The 19,053-nt window shown below is 62.1% G+C and carries 16 protein-coding genes and 1 rRNA gene; 10 read left to right on the top strand and 7 right to left on the bottom strand.

The features are described 5' to 3' along the window. The first annotated feature begins 188 nt into the window (after nt 1–188). Nucleotides 189–1,535: a hypothetical protein gene (locus KGB28_RS27350; protein WP_223448656.1), complete on the top strand. Its 1,347-nt coding sequence runs from the start codon at nt 189–191 to the stop codon at nt 1,533–1,535. A gap of 35 nt (nt 1,536–1,570) precedes the next feature. Next, complete coding sequence (locus KGB28_RS27345; RefSeq protein ID WP_223448655.1) at nt 1,571–3,817, top strand: Ig-like domain-containing protein; 2,247 nt, start codon at nt 1,571–1,573, stop codon at nt 3,815–3,817. Nucleotides 3,818–4,422: 605 nt separating this feature from the next. Here KGB28_RS27345 and KGB28_RS27340 read toward each other — a convergent pair. Continuing rightward, nucleotides 4,423–5,343, bottom strand: coding sequence for a LysR family transcriptional regulator (locus KGB28_RS27340; RefSeq protein WP_223448654.1), 921 nt, complete (start codon nt 5,341–5,343; stop codon nt 4,423–4,425). Between the two features lie 160 nt (nt 5,344–5,503). Between KGB28_RS27340 and KGB28_RS27335 the strand changes: the two genes are divergently transcribed. After that, nucleotides 5,504–5,941, top strand: coding sequence for a helix-turn-helix domain-containing protein (locus KGB28_RS27335; RefSeq protein WP_223448653.1), 438 nt, complete (start codon nt 5,504–5,506; stop codon nt 5,939–5,941). A gap of 9 nt (nt 5,942–5,950) precedes the next feature. On the opposite strand, the gene KGB28_RS27330 is transcribed toward KGB28_RS27335, so the two are convergent. Next, entirely contained in the window at nt 5,951–6,775 is an 825-nt protein-coding gene (locus KGB28_RS27330) for an alpha/beta fold hydrolase (RefSeq protein ID WP_223448652.1), read from the bottom strand. Between the two features lie 35 nt (nt 6,776–6,810). Next, complete coding sequence (locus KGB28_RS27325; RefSeq protein ID WP_150724281.1) at nt 6,811–7,386, bottom strand: flavodoxin family protein; 576 nt, start codon at nt 7,384–7,386, stop codon at nt 6,811–6,813. A 365-nt stretch (nt 7,387–7,751) separates the two neighbouring features. Here KGB28_RS27325 and KGB28_RS27320 point away from each other — a divergent pair, with 365 nt between their 5' ends. Then, the gene (locus KGB28_RS27320; protein ID WP_223448651.1) at nt 7,752–10,556 is read left to right on the top strand and encodes an ATP-binding protein; all 2,805 of its coding nucleotides are present in this window, start codon (nt 7,752–7,754) and stop codon (nt 10,554–10,556) included. Here the strand turns inward: KGB28_RS27320 and KGB28_RS27315 are convergent. Then, nucleotides 10,521–12,005, bottom strand: a complete 1,485-nt coding sequence (locus tag KGB28_RS27315) for an ATP-binding protein (RefSeq protein WP_223448650.1) — start codon at nt 12,003–12,005, stop codon at nt 10,521–10,523. The genes KGB28_RS27320 and KGB28_RS27315 overlap by 36 nt on opposite strands. A 162-nt stretch (nt 12,006–12,167) precedes the next feature. Then, entirely contained in the window at nt 12,168–13,118 is a 951-nt protein-coding gene (locus tag KGB28_RS27310) for a GlxA family transcriptional regulator (RefSeq protein ID WP_223448649.1), read from the bottom strand. A 318-nt stretch (nt 13,119–13,436) separates the two neighbouring features. Between KGB28_RS27310 and KGB28_RS27305 the strand changes: the two genes are divergently transcribed. Then, entirely contained in the window at nt 13,437–14,159 is a 723-nt protein-coding gene (locus tag KGB28_RS27305) for a pirin family protein (RefSeq protein ID WP_223448648.1), read from the top strand. Nucleotides 14,160–14,322: 163 nt separating this feature from the next. Here KGB28_RS27305 and KGB28_RS27300 read toward each other — a convergent pair whose 3' ends face one another. Further along, the gene (locus KGB28_RS27300) at nt 14,323–15,333 is read right to left on the bottom strand and encodes an AraC family transcriptional regulator (RefSeq protein WP_223448647.1); all 1,011 of its coding nucleotides are present in this window, start codon (nt 15,331–15,333) and stop codon (nt 14,323–14,325) included. Nucleotides 15,334–15,496: 163 nt separating this feature from the next. Between KGB28_RS27300 and KGB28_RS27295 the strand changes: the two genes are divergently transcribed. The 5 genes from KGB28_RS27295 (at nt 15,497) to KGB28_RS27275 (ending at nt 18,863) form a co-directional block, all read left to right on the top strand. Then, the gene (locus KGB28_RS27295; RefSeq protein WP_223448646.1) at nt 15,497–16,348 is read left to right on the top strand and encodes a 3-hydroxybutyryl-CoA dehydrogenase; all 852 of its coding nucleotides are present in this window, start codon (nt 15,497–15,499) and stop codon (nt 16,346–16,348) included. Continuing rightward, nucleotides 16,335–16,994 (top strand): TetR/AcrR family transcriptional regulator, encoded by a 660-nt coding sequence (locus KGB28_RS27290; RefSeq protein ID WP_223448645.1) that lies wholly within the window; start codon nt 16,335–16,337, stop codon nt 16,992–16,994. The genes KGB28_RS27295 and KGB28_RS27290 overlap by 14 nt, the downstream gene beginning before the upstream one ends. An 89-nt stretch (nt 16,995–17,083) precedes the next feature. Further along, on the top strand, nt 17,084–17,497 hold the full coding sequence (locus tag KGB28_RS27285) for a VOC family protein (protein ID WP_223448644.1): 414 nt from the start codon (nt 17,084–17,086) through the stop codon (nt 17,495–17,497). A 138-nt stretch (nt 17,498–17,635) separates the two neighbouring features. After that, on the top strand, nt 17,636–18,064 hold the full coding sequence (locus KGB28_RS27280) for a hypothetical protein (protein WP_150724290.1): 429 nt from the start codon (nt 17,636–17,638) through the stop codon (nt 18,062–18,064). 46 nt (nt 18,065–18,110) lie between these two features. Then, a complete protein-coding gene (locus KGB28_RS27275; RefSeq protein WP_223448657.1) occupies nt 18,111–18,863 on the top strand; it encodes a hypothetical protein in 753 nt (250 codons plus the stop codon). A 65-nt stretch (nt 18,864–18,928) separates the two neighbouring features. Here the strand turns inward: KGB28_RS27275 and rrf are convergent. Then, nucleotides 18,929–19,044: ribosomal RNA gene (gene rrf, locus KGB28_RS27270) — 5S ribosomal RNA — on the bottom strand. Between the last annotated feature and the right edge of the window lie 9 nt (nt 19,045–19,053).

Raw genomic sequence — 19,053 nt, 5'->3', positions numbered from 1 at the left:
CCCTATCCACCCCCAAAGCTGGGGAAAGCCGCCCGCGCCCCAGCCTCCCGGTCTGTCGCCCGCGACTGCGCCATCGCCCTTACTCCGGGCTTCCCACGGGCGTTTTCGCTGATTGGTATGGAAGTTGCCGAACACCCTGCCAACTGCCCCATGCCCAAGGGACAGGTACTTCGATAGAGGGAATACTCATGCACCCTTTACTGTGCAAAACCGCGTCCGCCCTGATTGTGACCGCTCTAGCCCAAGGCATTGCCCAGGCAGCGCTGTTTGCCGCAGACCCCGGACCCTACCTGCCGGCCAATGGCAATTTCGCCGCCTGGTATCAAGATACCCACGGCCGAACCCTTGACCTATGTTTATCCAAGGCTGTCAGTTCCAGGGTTGCCAGCACGCCGGGCGCCCCGACTTACATGTGCTCGTTGATCCCGAACCCCGGTATTTTCGACGACACTCAACCGTTGGTCTTCCCGACCAATTTCCCCGACGAAGCGTTCTGGTCCACTGGCGAAACCACCATCGTCGATGCCGCCCGAGGCATCGACCTGACCTATGTCTCGGCGGTTGAGGCAGCCTTCAGTGGCGGCGATCCGCTGGAGGGCGACCAGATCAGCTTCGCCCGTATCCGTATTCGCATCGACGTGCCCACCGCCGGCACTTATGTCATCACCCACCCCTACGGCGTCGAAGTGTTCAACGTCGACACTCCCGGCCGGCGGGCGATCAACATGACCCGGGACATCGGCATCGGTGCGCCAAAAACCTACGACGGCGCACTCAAGGGCGACGTCGGGCCGTTCCTGCGCAGCGTCAATGGCCCCTACACCGAGACCAACCCCAGCACTGGCCAGGCTGAACAATTCGTCGGCGATCCGAACCTCACCGAAGCCGTCACCGGCAGCCCGTTCAACACCAACTACGTGCGCCTCGAAGGCCCCAATGGCCTGGACTTGCGCACCAACCTCTTCGCCGTATCGGGCAAGTTGTCGACGGTGGTCCGGCCGACCCCGGTGATCGCCGAGCGCAGCACCTACTCGCGACAGGCCGGCACCAGCGCCCCGGTGGCCCAACAGGACGTGTTCGTGCTGGCCCCGCCACCACCGGCCAGCGTGACCCTGGGCAGCAACAACCCGGTGCTGAACTTCACCGAAGCGAACACCACCGGCCACTGGTATGCGCAGTCGCCGAACAATCCGACGCTGCCGAGCACCTTGCAGGTGACCGCCGACAACCACCTGGCCATCGCCAGCAGCACGCCGACCACCTTGCCCATGCCGCTGACCGACCTGGTGACGATCTCACGCGCCGAGTACAGCCTGAGCACCGGGCAAATCACCATCGTGGCCTCGACCAGCGATGAAATATCGCCACCGGTACTCACCGCCACCTCCGGCACCGGTATCGCCATCGGCGCCTTGAGTGGGGACAGCGCGGTGAAAAGCCTGGCCACCGGGATCTCGCCGATTCCGCCAGCCCAGGTTCGTGTGTCGTCGTCCAATGGCGGCAGCGATACCGAAGAAGTGGTCATCGTGCAATGAACGCTCACATGCCCGGATCCTCATCAGGAGGCATCATGAACAAATGGCCACGCCTGGCGCTCAACGCCCTGGGACTGACGCTATCGCTGTCCGGCAGTGCCTTCGCGCAACTCGCCGCCGTCGATCCCGGCCCTTACACCTTTGCCACCGGGAAATTCCCGATCTGGTATCAGGACAACAATCAACTGTCGATGGAACTGTGCCAGTCACGCGCCGCCAGCTCGCGGGTCGCTGCCAGTGTGCCACCGGCCTACATGTGCACCCTGCTGCCGACACCTGGCATTTTCGACGACACCCAGCCGATGGTGTTCCCGGATAACTGGCCAGACGAAGCCTTCTGGTTCCTTGCCGAGACCAGCATCCCCAATAACACCGCCGGCTATGGCATGGACGCTTATGTCGCCGGGATCGAGGCTGCATTTGCTGGCGGCAACCCGCTCGATGGCGACCAGATCAGCTTCGCGCGGATTCGTATGCGGGTGAACATTCCCATAGCCGGGAGCTACACCATTACCCACCCCTATGGCGTGGAAACGGTCAACGTCACCACCCCCGGCCGTCGTGCGATCAACATCACCCGGGACGTCGGCGTCGGTGCGCCGGGGGTTTTCAGCGGTGCAGTCAATGGTGCGATCGGTCCGTTCCTGCGCAGCATCAACGGCCCCTACACCGAAGTGAACCCGGACACCGGCGCCGTCGAAACCTTCGTCGGCGACCCGAACCTCACCGAAGCCGTGACCGGCAGCCCCAACAACACCAACTTCGTGCGTATCCAGGGTCCGGCCGGGACCCTCCAGACCAACCTCTTCACCCTGTCCGGCAAGGTGCTCGACAACCGCGCGCAAACCGCGGTGGACATGAGCCGTGCCACCTACCGCCGCACAGCCGGCACGGGCGGCAACAACACCCGGGTCGAAGTGTTTGCCAAAGCCGCCATTGGTTCGACCTTATGCTTTCGCGAAAGCATCGCCCTGGTCCCCGGCCCGCCTGTGTCGCCTTGCCAGACCAACATGGTGGGCGATAACAACGGCGTGTTCTTCGCCCAGCATCTGCTGGCCAACGCAACGGTGCCGCCGGTCGTGGTGGTCACCGCCACCAACCCGACCGGGACCACCCGCCCGACCGCGGTGTCGAGCAAGCTCTCGGACGTGGTGAAAATCCAGACCGCCCGTTACAACTGGAGCAACCACAGCCTGCTGATCGAGGCCACTTCCACAGACGAGGTGGTGGTGCCGGACATGGTCGCCCAGGGTTACGGACGACTGTCGAAAACCGGCACCCTGCAACACCTGACGGTGGCTGACCTGACCCAACCCCCTGCAACCGTTACAGTCAAATCCGCCGCCGGCGGCAATGACACCGAGCCCGTTGTCGTCGTCGGCACGGCGCCGGACACCGGTGCGAACCAGGCACCGATCTCCGTCGCCGATACCGGCGGCACCAGCTTCGGCGTGCCGATCACCCTCAACCTGCTGGCCAATGACAGGGACCCGGACGGCAATACGCCGCTGAGCATTACCGCGCTGACCCAACCGGCCACCGACCAGGGCTCCGTGGCATTGAGCGGCACTACGGCGGTGGTCTACACCCCTCCCGCTGTCGTCAACGCGCCGCTGACCACGACGTTCACCTACAAGGCCCAGGACGTCAAAGGCCTGGCCTCGACGACAGCGGCAACCGTGACCATTACCGTGGCGCCTAACCGGCCTCCAGTGGCAGTCGCCGATGCCGCCACGACACTGGGTGTGGCGATTCCAATCAACGTGCTGGCCAACGACAGCGACCCGGAAGGCAATGTGCCACTCGCGGTCGCCAGCTTCACTCAACCGGCAGGTCGCGGCACCGTCAGCAGTAACGGTACGGTGCTCACCTATACCCCACCGGCCACCGTCACCACGGCCTTCACCACGACCTTCACCTACATCGCCCGGGACAGCTTCGGCGCCCAGTCGACGTCGCCGGCCACGGTCACGGTGCAGGTCTCGCCACGGCCTGCTGCGGAAACCTTCGCAGTGACCACCGCAACGGTGAGTGCCCGTTCCAATAACCGCTTCACCTGGAACTTTGCCGGCACCTCATCAGTGACCACCGGCAACACCATCACCATCAAGGTCACCACGCCGACCGGACTGGCCACCCTGGGCACCACCACCGTACCGGGGAACGGTCGCTGGCGGTTGACGGTGAACAACACCACCACGGTCGTTCCGTCGGCGAACCCGACCGCCACGATCACCTCGTCCCAAGGCTCCGTGCGGACGGTACCGGTGATCGCCAACTGAGCCCGCGCCCCATTAGCCACGTTGGTTGATGGGGCAGGCTTGAACCCTATGGAAAACCGCGGCCTCGGGTGGGGGGCCGCGGTTTTTTGCCGGGTGCATTGATGGAAGCAATCCAGCGGTGGTCTGGCTACCATCACTGGAGCAGTGCCCAACCAAGCTCAATCCAAGGGGCTGGGACAACTGCAAGTGAATGGTTGCTCGTAAGCCGCCATCGCGAGCAAGCTCGCTCCCACAGAAGAGCAAAGGCAGAGCGGCATACACCCACGCTCCTCACCACTCATCAGGCCGAGCGTTAGCTCGCCTGCAGCTCTTGATCTTGATCCACCCGCCCCCTCGGCAGGCTGAGTGGAGGCGTTCATCCGGGGGTAGGCGCGCAGCGCCGTTCGGCGCAGCCGAACACATCGAGAGGAGGTCGAGCGAAGCCGACCGGAGGCAATGCCCCCGGATGAATGCCGGAGCGAAGGAACCCCGAGCCTAAGCGAGGGGCCGTACGTTCGGGGCGAGCGTTTTTTGGGTTGCTTTTTTTAGGCGCTTGTAAAAAAAGTGACTCGCCGTAAGGGCGAAACCACCAGCCGCCGTTACCAAAGAAACAGATATGTACTCGGTCATGAGGGAATATCCAAAGCCAAAGACATGAACTGACCAATCCGCGACCGCAACCACCGCTCCGCCGGATCATTGTCATGCACCCCACTCCAGGCCATCGACAACTGCGCCGCCTCAATCTCGAACGGCGGATCCTCGGCCCGCAACCCACACCCCTCCACCAACGCACACGCCGCATAATCCGGCACGGTGGCAATCATCTCGGTCCCGGCGAGCAACGCCCGCAACCCACTGAACTGCGGCACCCCCAGCACCACACGACGACAACGCCCGACCTTCGCCAGATCCAGATCGATATTGCCGCTCAAATCCCCCGAGAACGACACCATCGCATGGGGCCGCTCGCAGTACTCATCCAGGGTCAACACCCCCGGCCGGGTGTCGCCACGCAGCACCTTGCAGGGAATATCGCGCAGCTTCTTGCGCTTGGCATTGGCCGGCAGATCCGTGGTGTAACTCACGCCTACCGAGATTTCCCCCGACGCCAGCAGCGTCGGCATCAACAGGTAATTGGCCCGCCGCACGACCACGACAATGCCCGGCGCTTCCTCTTGCAACTGACGCAGCAACGGAGGAAACAAACCGAACTCGGCATCGTCCGACAGTCCGATGCGAAACACATCGCAGCTGGTCGCCGGATCGGACTCCTTGGCCCGGCTGACCGCGCCGGAAATGGTGTCCATCGCCGGTTGCAACTCCTTGAGAATCGCCAACGCGCGCGCCGTCGGCTCCATGCCGCGACCGTTGCGCAGCAGCAACGGGTCGTCGAACAGATCGCGCAAACGCCCCAGCGCGGCGCTCACCGCCGGTTGGCCCATGAACAGTTTTTCCGCGACGCGGGTCAGGTTCTTTTCGAACATCAGGGCCTCGAAAATCACCAGCAGGTTCATGTCGACGCGACGCAGATCGTTACGGTTCATAGGCACGGGTTCCTTGTGTGTGTTCGGCCAGGCGCGAGGATGAGAAGTGTGTCTGACTTTACCCAAGACTTCCCGCGGTGAGCGAGGAATTAACAACGATTAACTCGCAAGCCAGAGCCTTCGGGTCCAAGAATGAAGCCTACCGACACGGACATTCGCCATGGCTCACGTTCAGCAAAATGCCGCCCCCGCGCCATTCACGCCGGTGCCAAAGAAAAGCACCGGCGGCCTCAGCCCGCAACGCGAAAAACGGGTTAAACAACTGATCCTCGAACGCCTCGGTGACAGCCTTGAAGTCACTGAACTGGCACAGGCTTGCGCCCTCTCGCGCAGTCACTTCTCCCGCGCGTTCAAGTGCAGCACCGGCCTCTCGCCACAGGACTGGATTCGCCAGCAGCGCATTGCCCTGGCCAAGCAATTGATCCAGTACACCAACCTGAGCCTTACGCAGATCAGCCTCGAATGCGGCTTCTGCGATCAGGCGCACTTCTGCCACATCTTCACCCGCAGCGAAGGCATCAATCCGTTTGCCTGGCGCTGTCAGGTGGTGCATGGCCTTAAAAGCAAAAGATCGCAGCCTTCGCCAGCGATCTTTTGATCTGGCTTTTTAACCTTTCAAGAACGCCAACAGGTCAGCGTTGAGCTGGTCTTTATGGGTGTCCGTCAAACCGTGAGGAGCGCCCGGGTAAATCTTCAGGGTCGAGCCTTTCACCAGCCTGGCGGAGGAGACGCCCGCCGCTTCGTACGGCACGACCTGATCCGCGTCGCCATGCACCACCAGGGTCGGCACGTCGAACTTCTTCAAGTCTTCGGTGAAGTCGGTTTCCGAGAATGCCTTGATGCAGTCATAGGCATTCTTGTGGCCGGCCATCATGCCCTGCATCCAGAACCAGTCGATCATGCCCTGGGACGGTTTCGCGTCGGGTTTGTTGAAGCCGAAGAACGGGCCGCTGGCGAGGTCGATGTACAGCTGCGAACGGTCGGCCAGCGAAGCCTGGCGGATGCCGTCGAACACTTCCAGCGGCAGGCCGCCGGGGTTGGCTTCGGTCTTGAGCATCAGCGGCGGCACCGCGGAAATCAGCCCGGCCTTGGCCACGCGCCCAGTGCCGTGGCGACCGATGTAACGCGCCACCTCGCCACCGCCGGTGGAAAAGCCGAACAGCACGGCGTTTTGCAGATCGAGCAGCTCGATCAACTGCGCCAGGTCGTCGGCGTAATGGTCCATGTCATTGCCCGACCACGGCTGGCTGGAGCGCCCATGACCGCGACGGTCGTGGGCGATGACCCGGTAGCCCTTGGAGGCCAGGAAGATCATCTGCGACTCCCAGCTGTCGGCGTTCAGCGGCCAGCCGTGACTGAAGACAACCGGCTGACCGGTGCCCCAGTCCTTGTAGTAAATCTCGACGCCGTCGCGAGTAGTAAAGGTGCTCATGGGTGATGCCTCCTTAACGAGGGTTGGGGGGTGAATCAAACCGGTATCAGGTTCATGCGATCGGCCAGGCGCGCCACTCGCTCGCCCAGGTGCGCGGCGGTGCAGCGATCCTCGGGCGGAGGGGCATCGTCGGGGGATTGCTCGACATTCGACTGGGCCATGGCGCCGAGGGAGCTGCCCAGGCGATTGAGTTGGCCGTTGAACGCGCCAGTGCTGGAGCGTGCCGGCAGCAGGTCGAGGCCGACCCAGATCATCGAGTGCTGCGCGGCGAACACCGCCATCTGCAGCAAGGTGTTGAGCTTGTCGCCGCACAGGCAGCCGGAATTGGTGAAGCCTGCCGCGAGTTTGTCGCGCCAGGGCTGGGTCAGGTAGAACGCCGCCGTGGCCTCCATGAACGCCTTGAAGGCCGCCGAGGCGCTGCCCATGTAGGTCGGCGCGCCGAAGATGATGGCATCGGCGCGGTGCAGCCGCGCCCAGTGCTCGTCCACCTCCTCGACCGGGATCAACTGGCAGGTGCTGCCCAGGTGCCGTTCCACGCCCGCGGCCACGGCTTCGGCCATGACCCGGGTGTGCCCGTAGCCACTGTGATAGACCACCACCACGTTGCTCATTGCTCTGTCCTTGCGATGGATTGGAATCCCTTTGTAGGAGCGGGCTTGCTCGCGATGGTGTGTCAGCCGCATTGGTGTCGACTGATACTCCATCGCGAGCAAGCTCGCTCCTACGGAAGAGAGTTTTGGCGTAGAGCGGACGCGCGACGAGTTAAACGTTGTTAATTTTCCATGGCACGCAAAAAGCCCCGGCAACCGAGGTCCATCTGTCGCGCCCAATGATCACGGGGCCGACAGCCGCAGGCCGATACGCTAGAGTCAATGCCTGCCCCTTCAGTCACCCGGGCGGCGCATTGCGCTCTGTAAAAAACCTGAGGAATATGCTCGAAAACCGCGTACTAGACGGATGCAGCAGGAGCGACTCGTTGACCCTTTCCCCCGAACAGGCTGTGCATTTCGGCCCCTACCGGGTCTACCCCGGACAACGCCTGGTGATGGAGGCCGACCAGCCTTTGCGCCTGGGTCGGCGTGCCATGGACATCCTGTTGATCCTGCTTGAGCACGCCGGCAACGTGGTCAGCAAGCAGCAACTGATCGCCCGGGTCTGGCCCAACAGCGTGGTCGAAGACATCAACCTGCGGGTGCACATGGCCGCGTTGCGCAAGGCGCTCGGCGACGGTCAGGCCGGCCAGCGCTACATCGTCACCGTGGCCCAGCGCGGGTACAGCTTCGTCGCACCGCATTCACTGGAACAGGCTGAGCAACCGCCAGCGCCCGTGGCCTGCGCGCCGAGCCGGCATAACCTGCCGGTGCGCCGCACGCGCATGATCGGTCGGCAGACGCTGGTCGACAACCTGATGGAGCAACTGCCCCGCCAGCGCTTCATCACCCTGGTCGGCCCCGGTGGCATCGGCAAGACCACCGTGGCCTTGCGGGTCGCCGAACAAATGATCGGTCGCTACCGGGACGGCATTCGCCTGCTGGACCTGGCCCCGATCAATTGCCCGCTGATGATCGACGGCCACCTGGCGACGTTGCTCGAACTGGCCCTGCACGACGACGCCCCCCTGAGCGGTCTTGCCGACTGTCTGCGCGACAGGCAAATGCTGTTGGTCATCGACAACTGCGAACACTTGGTCGACGCCATCGCCCAGCTCTGCGAAAACATTCTGCGCAGTGCGCCGCACGTGCATATTCTCGCCACCAGCCGCGAGAGCCTGCGGGCCGAAGGGGAATTCGTCCAGCGCCTGGAATCACTCGACTGCCCACCGCCCATCGCCGTCCTCGACCGCGCCCAGGCCATGACCTTTTCCGCCTTGCAACTGTTTGTCGAGCGGGCCATGGCCAGCCATGACAGCTTTGAACTGACGGACGATGAACTGCCGCTGTTGATCGACATCTGCCACCGACTGGACGGCATACCACTGGCCATCGAATTGGCGGCGGCGCAAGTGGGCAACTTCGGATTGCCCGGCTTGCTGGCGCAGTTGCAAAGCAGCTTCCGGGTGTTGACCCAGCCCTGCCAGACGCCGCTGGCACGCCATCAGACCCTGCGCGCGACGCTGGACTGGAGCTTCGAGCTGCTCAACGTCTGCGAAAAGACCTGCCTGCGCCGACTCAGTGTGTTTCGCGGCAGCTTCACCCTGGAGTCGGCAGCGGCGGTGATTGTCGGTGAACACATCGAACCCCGCGAAGTGTTCGGCTCGATCACGCAACTGGTCGCCAAGTCGCTGTTGAACGTGGAGGTGGGCGACGAGGATGTTTACTACCGCCTGCTCGATACCACCCGCAGCTATGCCCTGGAAAAACTTGCGCAAACCTGCGACCTGCCCGGCACGCGGGAGCGCCATGCCGAACGTTGCCTGGCGCTGATGCAACAGGCGCAGGACGACTGGGAGAAAACCTCGACCGCCCTGTGGCTCGAGCGCTATGGCCGGGCCCTGGAGGACATCCGCGCGGCCCTCGATTGGGGTTTGCACGCGCAAGGGCCGCAGGCACTGGCGATACGCCTGGCCGCGACGTCCACGCCCCTGTGGCAGGAGTTGTCACTGCTCAAGGAACACGGCGGTTATGTGCGCAAGGCGCTGGCCTTGCTCGAGCAGTCTGCCGAACCTTGCCCGCGCTTGCAGATGGCCCTCAAGCTGGCCCTGGGCAGTGCCTGTTACCACGCTCAAGGCGCCAGCACCGAAACCATTGGCGCTTTTGTCAGCGCCAGAACCCTGGCCAGCCGACTCAACGATGTGGCCGGTCAGTTGCGGGCGATTTCCGGGCACCTGGCGGTCAATCTCAGCTGCGGCCAATACCAGATGGCTCTGGAACAGAGCCGGCAATTCGATCGACTGGGGCTGCATGACGACGCCCTGATGTCCCTGAGCATGCATCGATTGCGGGTGCTCGCCCTGCACTTCTGCGGCGACCAGCGACAGGCTGGGGAGCATGCCGAACAGGTGCTGCAACGCATGGCCCACAGTGGTCATCTCAACCGTTTCACCCATGGCTTCGGCGTGCAATACGACCAGAGTGTCGCGGCACTGACCATCCACGCGCGCATCCTCTGGCTGCGAGGCCAACCGGAACAGGCCTGGCGCGCAGCCCGGCAGGCGCTGGACATAGCGCTGCAGATCAACCACGGCACGTCGATCTGCTACACCCTGGCGCTCGCCGGCTGCCTGATCGCCCACTACAACGGCGACACCCGCAGCGCCCGCGAACTCATGCGCCTGCTGCTGGAACAGACGCAGAAACACTCGGTCCTGCTGTTCTATGACTGGGCGCAACACTACGCGCAGGTGATCGGCGGCACCGATGTGCAGCCAATCAGTCGACAAAGCGCCGGTTTGATCAAGGACATCATGGTCACGCTGGATTCAACCTGTGTCGACGATGATCTGCTCGAGCGTGCGCAAAGCGGCGTTTCGGACTGGAGCACGGCAGAGATTCTGCGGGCCAGGGCCACGACATTGCTGGCAACCGATTGCCCGCTCAAAACCGCGACGGCCGAAACCGTGCTGCTCAAGGCACTCAACGTGGCCAGGACTCAGGGTGCGCAGGCCTGGGAATTGCGCAGCGCCACCTCACTGGCGCAGTTGTGGCAGCGTCAGGGCGATCCCCTACGGGCGCATCAATTGCTGGCCCCGATCTACCAGCGCTACACCGAAGGTTTCGCCACGCCCGACTTGATGACCGTTCGCCGGCTACTCGACGAGTTGCAATGCCACCTGCCCGCCTGAAGGCCGGCGCGTTTGACTGACGTAACCGGCATAGCGAATTTCGAGGGCGCGCAAATCACCACTGAGTTCAAGTTTTTCCAGGGCGTAGGTGCGGGTGGTGTTGAGGAAGCGGTAGCGGGTCACACCGCCGCCCTGCTCCTGAGACAGCAGTGACTTGAGTGTGAGGTTGTCCAGCACCTCGATCAGCTCGGCGACCGGCAACGCGTCGCAGCTGATCACACCTATCGCGGCGTCCTGGGTGAAGGCCATCTTGAACACCGCCAGCTGCTGCAACACGGTTTGCTCCACGGCAGTCAACCGTTCGTAGCTCCAGTCCAGCGCAGCCTTGAGCGTCTGGTGCCGAGGCACGGCCGTGCGGCGGCCCTGGGACAGCAACTGAAAACAGTTATCGAGTTGCGCTTGCAACCCCACCAGCGCCAGCGCATCGATTTGCGCCGCCGCCAATTCAATCGCCAGCGGCAGGCCGTCGAGACGTCGGCAGATTTCCCGTACGGTCTTGAGGTCTTGTTCGCGCAGGGTGAACCCTTGCTGACGAGTTCGGGCACGGCTGACGAACAACTGCACCGCCGAATAGCCCATGACCTCGGCAACGCTGCGCAGCGCTGACGCCGGCGGCACCGCCAGCGGTGGCAGACGCAAGACGGTTTCGCCCGCTGCCTTGAGCGGCTCGCGGCTGGTGGCGAGGATCGACAGTCGCGGCAGCGCAGCCAGCAGCGTTTCGATCAACGTCTGGCAGCGTTCGAGCAGGTGTTCGCAATTGTCCAGGACCAACAAGGCATGCCGCTGCGCCAGCGCCTCCAGCGTGGTGCCGACCTCCAGCCCAAGGGTTCGTGTGAGGTGATCGGTCACTTGCGCCGGGTCATCGATCGCCGCCAGGTCCACCAGCCACACGCCGTGCCGATAGTGCTGCAGCAACAGTTCGGCCACACGCAGCGCCACGGTGGTCTTGCCGATCCCGCAAGGCCCGACCAGGGTCATGAATCGGCGCACCGGCAACTGCCGCACCAGACTGCCGACAATCGCATCGCGCCCGGTGATCGGTGTGAGCCGCGCCGGCAGGTTGTGCAGGGGCTTTTTCAAGGTCTCGCTCGGGAACGCTACGGGCTGCGGTGAATGCTGTACCGGGGCGACAAAACTGTAGCCGCGCTGGGGAATGTTGACGATGTAGCACTGGCCGTTCTGGCCGTCGCCCAGGGCTCGGCGCAGCGCGGCGATGTGCACCCGCAGGTTGATCTCTTCGACCACGGAGCGCGGCCAGACCTGCGCAATCAACTCTTCCTTGCTGACCACCGAACCTGCGTGCTCGACCAGCACCTGCAACACGTCAAGGGCGCGGCCGCCCAGGCGCAGCGGTCGATCGCCCTCCAGCACCAGTCGCTGACTGAGGTGGAAAGCGTAGGGCCCGAATTGCAGCACCGCTTCGCTGTTTATATCTCTGAGGCTGTTCATGCGCTGTCACCCGCTGGAAGCCTGGCTCGGTACGTGAGTCCATCCCAGGCTCCGCACCTTCCTTGCAATGCGTTCAGCGATATCTTGGCAGGCCTCGGTGACGGTACAACTGCCACGGGGGGAGCGTCACGGCCATTGCGGTGCGCATGACGGACACGCGCGCTAGCTGAACTGCTCGCGGTATTGGGTCGGGGTCAGGCCAAGCTTTTCACTGAACAGAAAACGCATGTGCCGCACGCTGCCGAAGCCACTTTTGAAGGCCACGGTCTTGAGCGGCAACTCGGTGGTTTCCAGCAGGTTCCTGGCGCAATCGATGCGTGCGCTTTGCAGAAACTCCATCGGCGTCATGCTCACTTCCCGGGCGAACACCCTGGCGAAATGCCGCGGGCTCATGTTGGCCAGACCGGCCATGCGCTCGATGCTGTAGGTTTCATCGAGATGTTCGAGCACATGGTTCTGCACCCGGGTAATCGCCGTTTCGTGAGGGGCCACCGCCGCCATCAACGGGCTGAACTGCGCCTGCCCACCCTGGCGTTTCATCACCACCAGCAACACCTTGGCCACGTCCTGGGCGACTTTCTTGCCATGGTCCTGGGCCACCACAGACAAGGCCAGGTCGATCCCGGCGGTGACGCCACCGGAAGTGATCAGGTTGCGGTCCTGGACGAAGATCTGATCGGTCTCGACGGTCGCCTTCGGAAAGCCCTTGATCAGCCGCTCGGTGTAGTGCCAGTGGGTGGTGACGCGATAGCCGTCGAGCAAACCGGCATGGCCCAACACGAACGCCCCGGTGCAGATCGAGCCATAAGCGGCGGACCGGCTGACGTTGTGCCGGAGCCAGTCGAGCAATGGCGGATGCCTTTCGTTGTAGGCACCGGGACCACCGGGTATCAATAGCAAGTCAAAACCTTCGCAGGCCTGGTCGATGTGCCGGTCAGCGTGCACGCTCACCCCGTTGGACGCCCGCAGTGCGCCGGGCTCGGTACCGATGGTCGACAGCACATAGTGATCGTCGGGTTTCAGATAACGATTGGCGATGGAAAACACCTCCATGGGCCCGGCCATGTCGAGCAGGAGAAAGTCGGGAAACAGCACCATTGCCACGGTTTTCATGGATTGGAATTCACTGGGATCAATAGGGTCGGCACACCAATCCTTGTGGGAGCGGGCTTGCTCGCGAAGGCGTCGTGTCATTCACAAATATGTAGCCTGACACGACGCCTTCGCGAGCAAGCCCGCTCCCACAGGATTCTTGCTGTGCATTATGGCCATGTACGACGCAAAGGTCGGAAAAGAATAGCTGATTCGCACCCGCAAACTGTCAACCTGATAGAGACAGTATTTCAATTTCCACCTACTTATTGCACCAACCAGTAACCATTAACCTTCTCCTCACTCGGACGAATTCACGTCCCCACAGGAGATTTCATCATGCTGACTCTTCGCAAAGCCTCGGATCGTGGCCTGGCCAATCACGGCTGGTTGAAGTCGTTCCATACCTTTTCCTTCGCCAACTATCGCAACCCGAAAGAGCAGGGTTTTTCCGACCTGTTGGTGATCAACGACGACCGCGTCGCCGCCGGCAAAGGCTTTGGCCAGCACCCGCACCGCGACATGGAGATTTTCTCCTATGTGCTTGAAGGTGCCCTGGAACACAAGGACACCCTGGGCACCGGTTCGGTGATCCGCCCCGGCGACGTGCAACTGATGAGCGCAGGCAGCGGCGTGGCCCACAGTGAGTTCAACCACTCCGGCACCCGACCGGTGCACTTTCTGCAGATCTGGATCGTACCCGACGTCAGCGGCGCCAAACCGCGTTATCAGCAAGAGCATTTCAGCACCCAGAAGAAACGCGGACGCCTGCAACTGATCATCTCGCCGGACGGCGCCAAGGGTTCGCTCAAGGTACGTCAGGATGCACGGGTGTATGCCGGCCTGATCGACGGCAAGGAAAGCGCCACCCTGGAGCTCGCCGCCAACCGTTACGCCTATGTGCACGTGGCCCGGGGCAGCGTCGAACTCAACGGAATGTTGTTGCAGGAAGGCGACGGTGTGCGGGTTCGTGATGAGCAGGCGCTGACCTTGAGCAATGGTGTGGATGCTGAAGTATTGATGTTTGACCTGCGTCCACAGGAACTGCCGGAAATGCCATGACAGATCCATGTGGGAGATCCATGTGGGAGCGAGCTCGCTCCCACAGGATTTGTGCCACCTGGAATTACTCGCCGCTCCCGGCGAACCCCTCGACAAACTCATCGATCACCGCCTGGACCCTGGCTGGCTCGCAGGACTCCTGAGGTTTCGCGATCTCTACACTCTATTCCCCCTGATAACGGGCCCGATAGCGCCCGGGGCTTTCCCCGGTCCACTTCTTGAACGCCCGATGAAAAGCGCTGGGTTCCTGGAAACCCAGTTGCTCGGCGATATCGCTGATGCTCGCGTCGCTCTGACGCAGTTGTTCAAAGGCCACGCCACGGCGTACTTCGTCCTTGATCTCCTGATAGGAACAACCTTCACGCTCCAGTTTGCGGCGGAAGGTGCTGGGGCTCAGGTGCTGTTCCAGGGCAAAGGCCTGCAATGTCGGCCATTCACTGTAATGACTGCCGCGCAAGCGCTGGTGAACCTGGGATGCCAGGCCGTGCTGGTTGCGGAAGCGGATCACCAGCCATTGCGGCGCGGTACGCAGGAACACTTTCAACGACGCCAGGTCCTGAACCACCGGCAGGCGCAAGTAGTGGCTGGCAAATTCGATTTCGGTGCGCTCGGCACCAAAGGTCAGGTTGGGGCCCCAAAGCAGGCGGTCGTCACCCAGCGACAGGCGCGAATGGCGGAAGTCCGCACGGTCAATGGGAATGCGCCGCCCGCCCAGCCAGCACAGCAGACTGATCATCAACACCAGGAAGGTTTCTTCACCAAACCGGCTGGCATCGTTGTCCGTCGAACGGGTTTCCAGGCTGATCACCGCACGCTTGCCACGCACCGCGAGCGAGCCGCGAAAGTCGCGCAGGAACAAGCCGAAGTTGGCCAGGCACTGACGCATGGCCTTGTGCAGATCGGGTTCCTGAATCAGGGCACGGCAAATCAGGGCGAAACTGCCCGGCGGCATGCCATGGGAGTCGAGCCCGAAAAACTCATCGTCGAGTTCGCGGATCTGGATCAGCCACAACGCCGCAAACGCATTGGCCGGCACCCGCGCCGTGGGTTGGTGCATGACCCCCGGATCAATGCCCGCCTGTTCGAGCACGGCTGTCACGCGCTGCGGATCATCCCTCAGCCCATGGATCATTGCCTGCACGAAATAGGCGGCAACCGAGTCCTTTTCCCGCATTGGTTCGTTTCTCTCTCATCACCCGAATGGCAAAAAACATCAGTGCCGTTGAACAGTTTTGGCATAGGACAACCGCCCTGCCGGCTCTAGACTCGCGGCAATAGTACGCCTTCGGCCGCCGTCGCGGCCAAGGTATCGCAGGGTTTGATCGAAGGATGGGAAGATGAATCTGCAAAACATCGGGGTAATCGGTGCGGGCACCATGGGCAACGGCATCGCACAAGTCTGTGCCATGGCCGGTTTCAACGTGACCTTGCTCGACATTTCCGAAAGCGCTTTGCAAAAAGCCGTCGCAACGGTCGGTAAAAACCTGGACCGGCAGATCGCCAAGGAAACACTGACGCCAGAGCAGAAACAGGCGACCCTCGACAACATCCGCACCAGCACCGATTACAGCGTCCTGCGTGACGCGCAACTGGTCATCGAAGCGGCCACTGAAAACCTCGACCTGAAACTGCGAGTGCTGCAACAGATCGCCGCGCAGGTCAGCAACGAATGCGTCATTGCCTCCAATACCTCGTCGCTGTCGATCACCCAACTCGCCGCCAGTGTCAGCCAGCCTGAGCGCTTCATCGGCCTGCATTTCTTCAACCCGGTGCCGGTGATGGGCCTGATCGAAGTCATCCGCGGCCTGCAAACCACTGATGCGACCCACCAACTGGCGCTGGACATGGCGACCACCCTCGGCAAAACCGCGATTACCGCGGGTAACCGTCCGGGTTTCGTGGTCAACCGGATCCTGGTGCCGATGATCAACGAAGCGATCCTGGTGTTCCAGGAAGGCCTGGCCAGCGCCGAAGACATCGACGCCGGCATGCGCCTGGGCTGCAATCAGCCTATCGGCCCGCTGGCCCTGGCGGACCTGATTGGCCTGGACACCCTGCTGTCGATCCTCGAAGCCTTCTATGACGGTTTCAACGACAGCAAATATCGCCCGGCGCCGTTGCTCAAGGAAATGGTCGCCGCCGGTTACCTGGGACGCAAAACGGGGCGCGGCTTCCATGCCTATGCCTGAGCGTTGCTCGCGCTTTGCCGAGTACCGGGACAAGGTCCTGGAGCTGTTTGCCTGCAAGGGGTTCGGCCAGGTCGGCATGCGCGAGCTCGCGACGTGCCTGGGGCTCTCCCCAGGCTCGCTGTATCACCATTACCCCAGCAAACAGCATCTGCTGCTCGACCTGATCGAGGAGTTCTACGAGGAGCTGTTGGCCACCCTGGGGCGTATCCAGCAAAAGGCCCCGGGCAAGCGCGACAAGCTCAACAGCCTGATCCGCGCTCATCTGAACCTGCATCGGGAGATGCCCTGGCATTTCCGCCTGGTGGAGCGCGACAGCGGCTGCCTGAACGAAGAGCAACAGGCTCGGGTCCGGCAATTGCGCGAGCAATACGAACGCACGTTGCTGAGGATGCTGGGCGCGAAGTCGCGTTTCAGCGAGCAAGGGGTGCTGGCCGCTGGGCATGCCATTGGCGCCCTGCTCAACAGCGCTCCCTGCTGGCTGACACCACATGTGCTGGACGAGCAGGAGCGTGATGAGCTGATCGAGAGCATGGTCAGCGGCGCCATCGAACGTGTGCTTGCGCCGCGGCGTGTGCCGGAGGCAATAAGCCTCGCGCGGCCTATCGAAAAAACATCTAAAGAAACACAAGCACCGACAAAGATTTAGCGCTTTGCTTGTCGGCTCGACACAATCGGAATTCGCCGAAAAAACCGGCGTCCAAACCGATGTGTGTACTCGAGCACCTGGAGCCGACCATGAAAATCAATCCTTACCTTATCTTCAACGGCAACTGCAAAGCCGCCTTCACGTTCTACGCGAAGTGCCTGCAAGGCCAGAGCGAAGCCATGCTGACCTTCGGCGAAACGCCGGCCGCCGAGCATGTCCCCAAGGATCTGCACAACCTGATCATCCATACCCGCCTGATCGTGGGCGATCAGGCAATCATGGGGTCGGACACCACGCCGGATCGCCCCGTCCAGGGCATGAGTGGTTGCTCGATTTCACTCAACGTCGACAGCATTGCCGAAGCCGAGCGGGTCTTCAATGCACTGGCGGACGGTGGCACTGTGCAAATGCCACTGGAGACCACGTTCTGGGCGGCGCGCTTCGGCATGCTGGTCGACCGTTTTGGTGTGTCGTGGATGGTCAACTGCGAAAAGGATCAGTGAGAGGTCTTGGTCGATCGACAGTCTTCAAGGCACAAAAAAGCCCAACCTGAAAAGGTTGGGCGTTCTGGCAACTCCCGGCCTGTCTGCTACCGTCAACTAGCCACATGGATAGCAGCGAACCAGAGGAGCGAACCCCCTATGCCGGCCCACGACCTGTCCTGGCCCACCCGTTTCAAATGCTTGCTACTGGCCGGTGGTCTGATCACCAGCCTGCTGACCCTCAATGGTTGCGCCACTGTCGATGCACAGACCACCGCCTATGTCGGCGTAGAACATCCGGCACCGACATCGCCGGACCAGGTAGTCGTGCTGCGCTCGGAGCCTCTGCGCCCACATGTGCGCCTGGGTGAAGTGCTGATCGACGCCAGCATCGACCCTGCCCCACCAATCACCGAAGTCGAACAGAAGCTGCGGGAAGAGTCCGCCAAACTCGGTGGCGACGCGGTGGTAGTGGTCTATGACCACATTCAGGCGGTGGGTGCCTACGCCAGCGGGCCGCTGTGGGCTCGCGACGTGACGACCATCGAGGGACGCAAACTCAAGGGCATCGTGATCAAGTACCAGTAGATATCTCCCCGGAAGACAGCGTCAACGGAGGTTGAATTTGAATGACGTGGTGATCGCCCTCATCGTATTCGCCTGCCTGTCCGCCAGCGCACTGCTGGGCTCGTACGTGAGGGAGCGATTACCGAGCCATCATCTGAGCGATGACTCCGTGGCGGTGGTGAAGCTGGCCACCGGCCTAATCGCAACGATGTCGGCGCTGGTCCTCGGCCTGCTGGTTTCCTCAGCCAAGGGCACCTTCGATACGGCCAATGCCGAACTGGAGGGCGCGGCGGCGAAAGTGGTTCAATTCGACCGCTTGCTGGCCCGCTACGGCACCGACACCCAGGGCATCCGTACCGAGCTCAAGCACAACTACGCCGAAGTCACCCAGGTGCTCGCTTCCCGCGATCACCAGCAGATTGCGAAACTCGATAGCCCCGAAATGATCCGTCGCTCCGAAGGCCTGCAACGCCAGGTCGAATCACTGACGCCCGGCAACGATGATCAGCGCGCGCTGAAAGCCTCGGCATTGCAAGACATGGACACCGTGTTTGCCACCCGCTGGCTGACCCTGCTGCAGGCCAATCAATCGATTCCACCGGTGATGCTGGTGATCCTGGTGACGTGGCTGGGGATTATCTTCGGTTCGTTCGGCCTGTTTGCACCCTGCAACGGCACCATTGTCGTCGTATTGCTGCTGTGTGCCCTGTCGACGGGGGCAACCATCCTGCTGGTAGAGGAGCTCAATCGTCCACTTGATGGCTTTATCTGTGTGTCGCTGGAACCCTTGGAGCACACGCTGGAGCGGTTGGGGCAGTAATTTCCATTTCCTGCGGACAAAAACAAAACCCCAACTGCTTTCGCAATTGGGGTTTCGGAATTTAATCTTGACGATGACCTACTCTCACATGGGGAAACCCCACACTACCATCGGCGATGCATCGTTTCACTGCTGAGTTCGGGATGGGATCAGGTGGTTCCAACGCTCTATGGTCGTCAAGAAATTCGGG

The sequence above is a fragment of the Pseudomonas sp. BF-R-19 genome, assembly GCF_019956445.1.
Taxonomy (GTDB): domain Bacteria; phylum Pseudomonadota; class Gammaproteobacteria; order Pseudomonadales; family Pseudomonadaceae; genus Aquipseudomonas; species Aquipseudomonas fluorescens_BH.
The sequence above is the reverse complement of the archived record's forward strand: the minus strand, read 5'-3'. Positions and strand labels throughout refer to the sequence as shown.

Coding starts and splice junctions, on each gene's coding strand:
- KGB28_RS27345 (WP_223448655.1), top strand. CDS start 1,571: ATGAACAAATGGCCACGCCTGGCGCTCAACGCCCTGGGACTGACGCTA.
- KGB28_RS27300 (WP_223448647.1), bottom strand. CDS start 15,333: ATGCGGGAAAAGGACTCGGTTGCCGCCTATTTCGTGCAGGCAATGATC.
- KGB28_RS27310 (WP_223448649.1), bottom strand. CDS start 13,118: ATGAAAACCGTGGCAATGGTGCTGTTTCCCGACTTTCTCCTGCTCGAC.
- KGB28_RS27295 (WP_223448646.1), top strand. CDS start 15,497: ATGAATCTGCAAAACATCGGGGTAATCGGTGCGGGCACCATGGGCAAC.
- KGB28_RS27330 (WP_223448652.1), bottom strand. CDS start 6,775: ATGAGCACCTTTACTACTCGCGACGGCGTCGAGATTTACTACAAGGAC.
- KGB28_RS27325 (WP_150724281.1), bottom strand. CDS start 7,386: ATGAGCAACGTGGTGGTGGTCTATCACAGTGGCTACGGGCACACCCGG.
- KGB28_RS27340 (WP_223448654.1), bottom strand. CDS start 5,343: ATGAACCGTAACGATCTGCGTCGCGTCGACATGAACCTGCTGGTGATT.
- KGB28_RS27285 (WP_223448644.1), top strand. CDS start 17,084: ATGAAAATCAATCCTTACCTTATCTTCAACGGCAACTGCAAAGCCGCC.
- KGB28_RS27280 (WP_150724290.1), top strand. CDS start 17,636: ATGCCGGCCCACGACCTGTCCTGGCCCACCCGTTTCAAATGCTTGCTA.
- KGB28_RS27290 (WP_223448645.1), top strand. CDS start 16,335: ATGCCTATGCCTGAGCGTTGCTCGCGCTTTGCCGAGTACCGGGACAAG.
- KGB28_RS27305 (WP_223448648.1), top strand. CDS start 13,437: ATGCTGACTCTTCGCAAAGCCTCGGATCGTGGCCTGGCCAATCACGGC.
- KGB28_RS27315 (WP_223448650.1), bottom strand. CDS start 12,005: ATGAACAGCCTCAGAGATATAAACAGCGAAGCGGTGCTGCAATTCGGG.
- KGB28_RS27335 (WP_223448653.1), top strand. CDS start 5,504: ATGGCTCACGTTCAGCAAAATGCCGCCCCCGCGCCATTCACGCCGGTG.
- KGB28_RS27350 (WP_223448656.1), top strand. CDS start 189: ATGCACCCTTTACTGTGCAAAACCGCGTCCGCCCTGATTGTGACCGCT.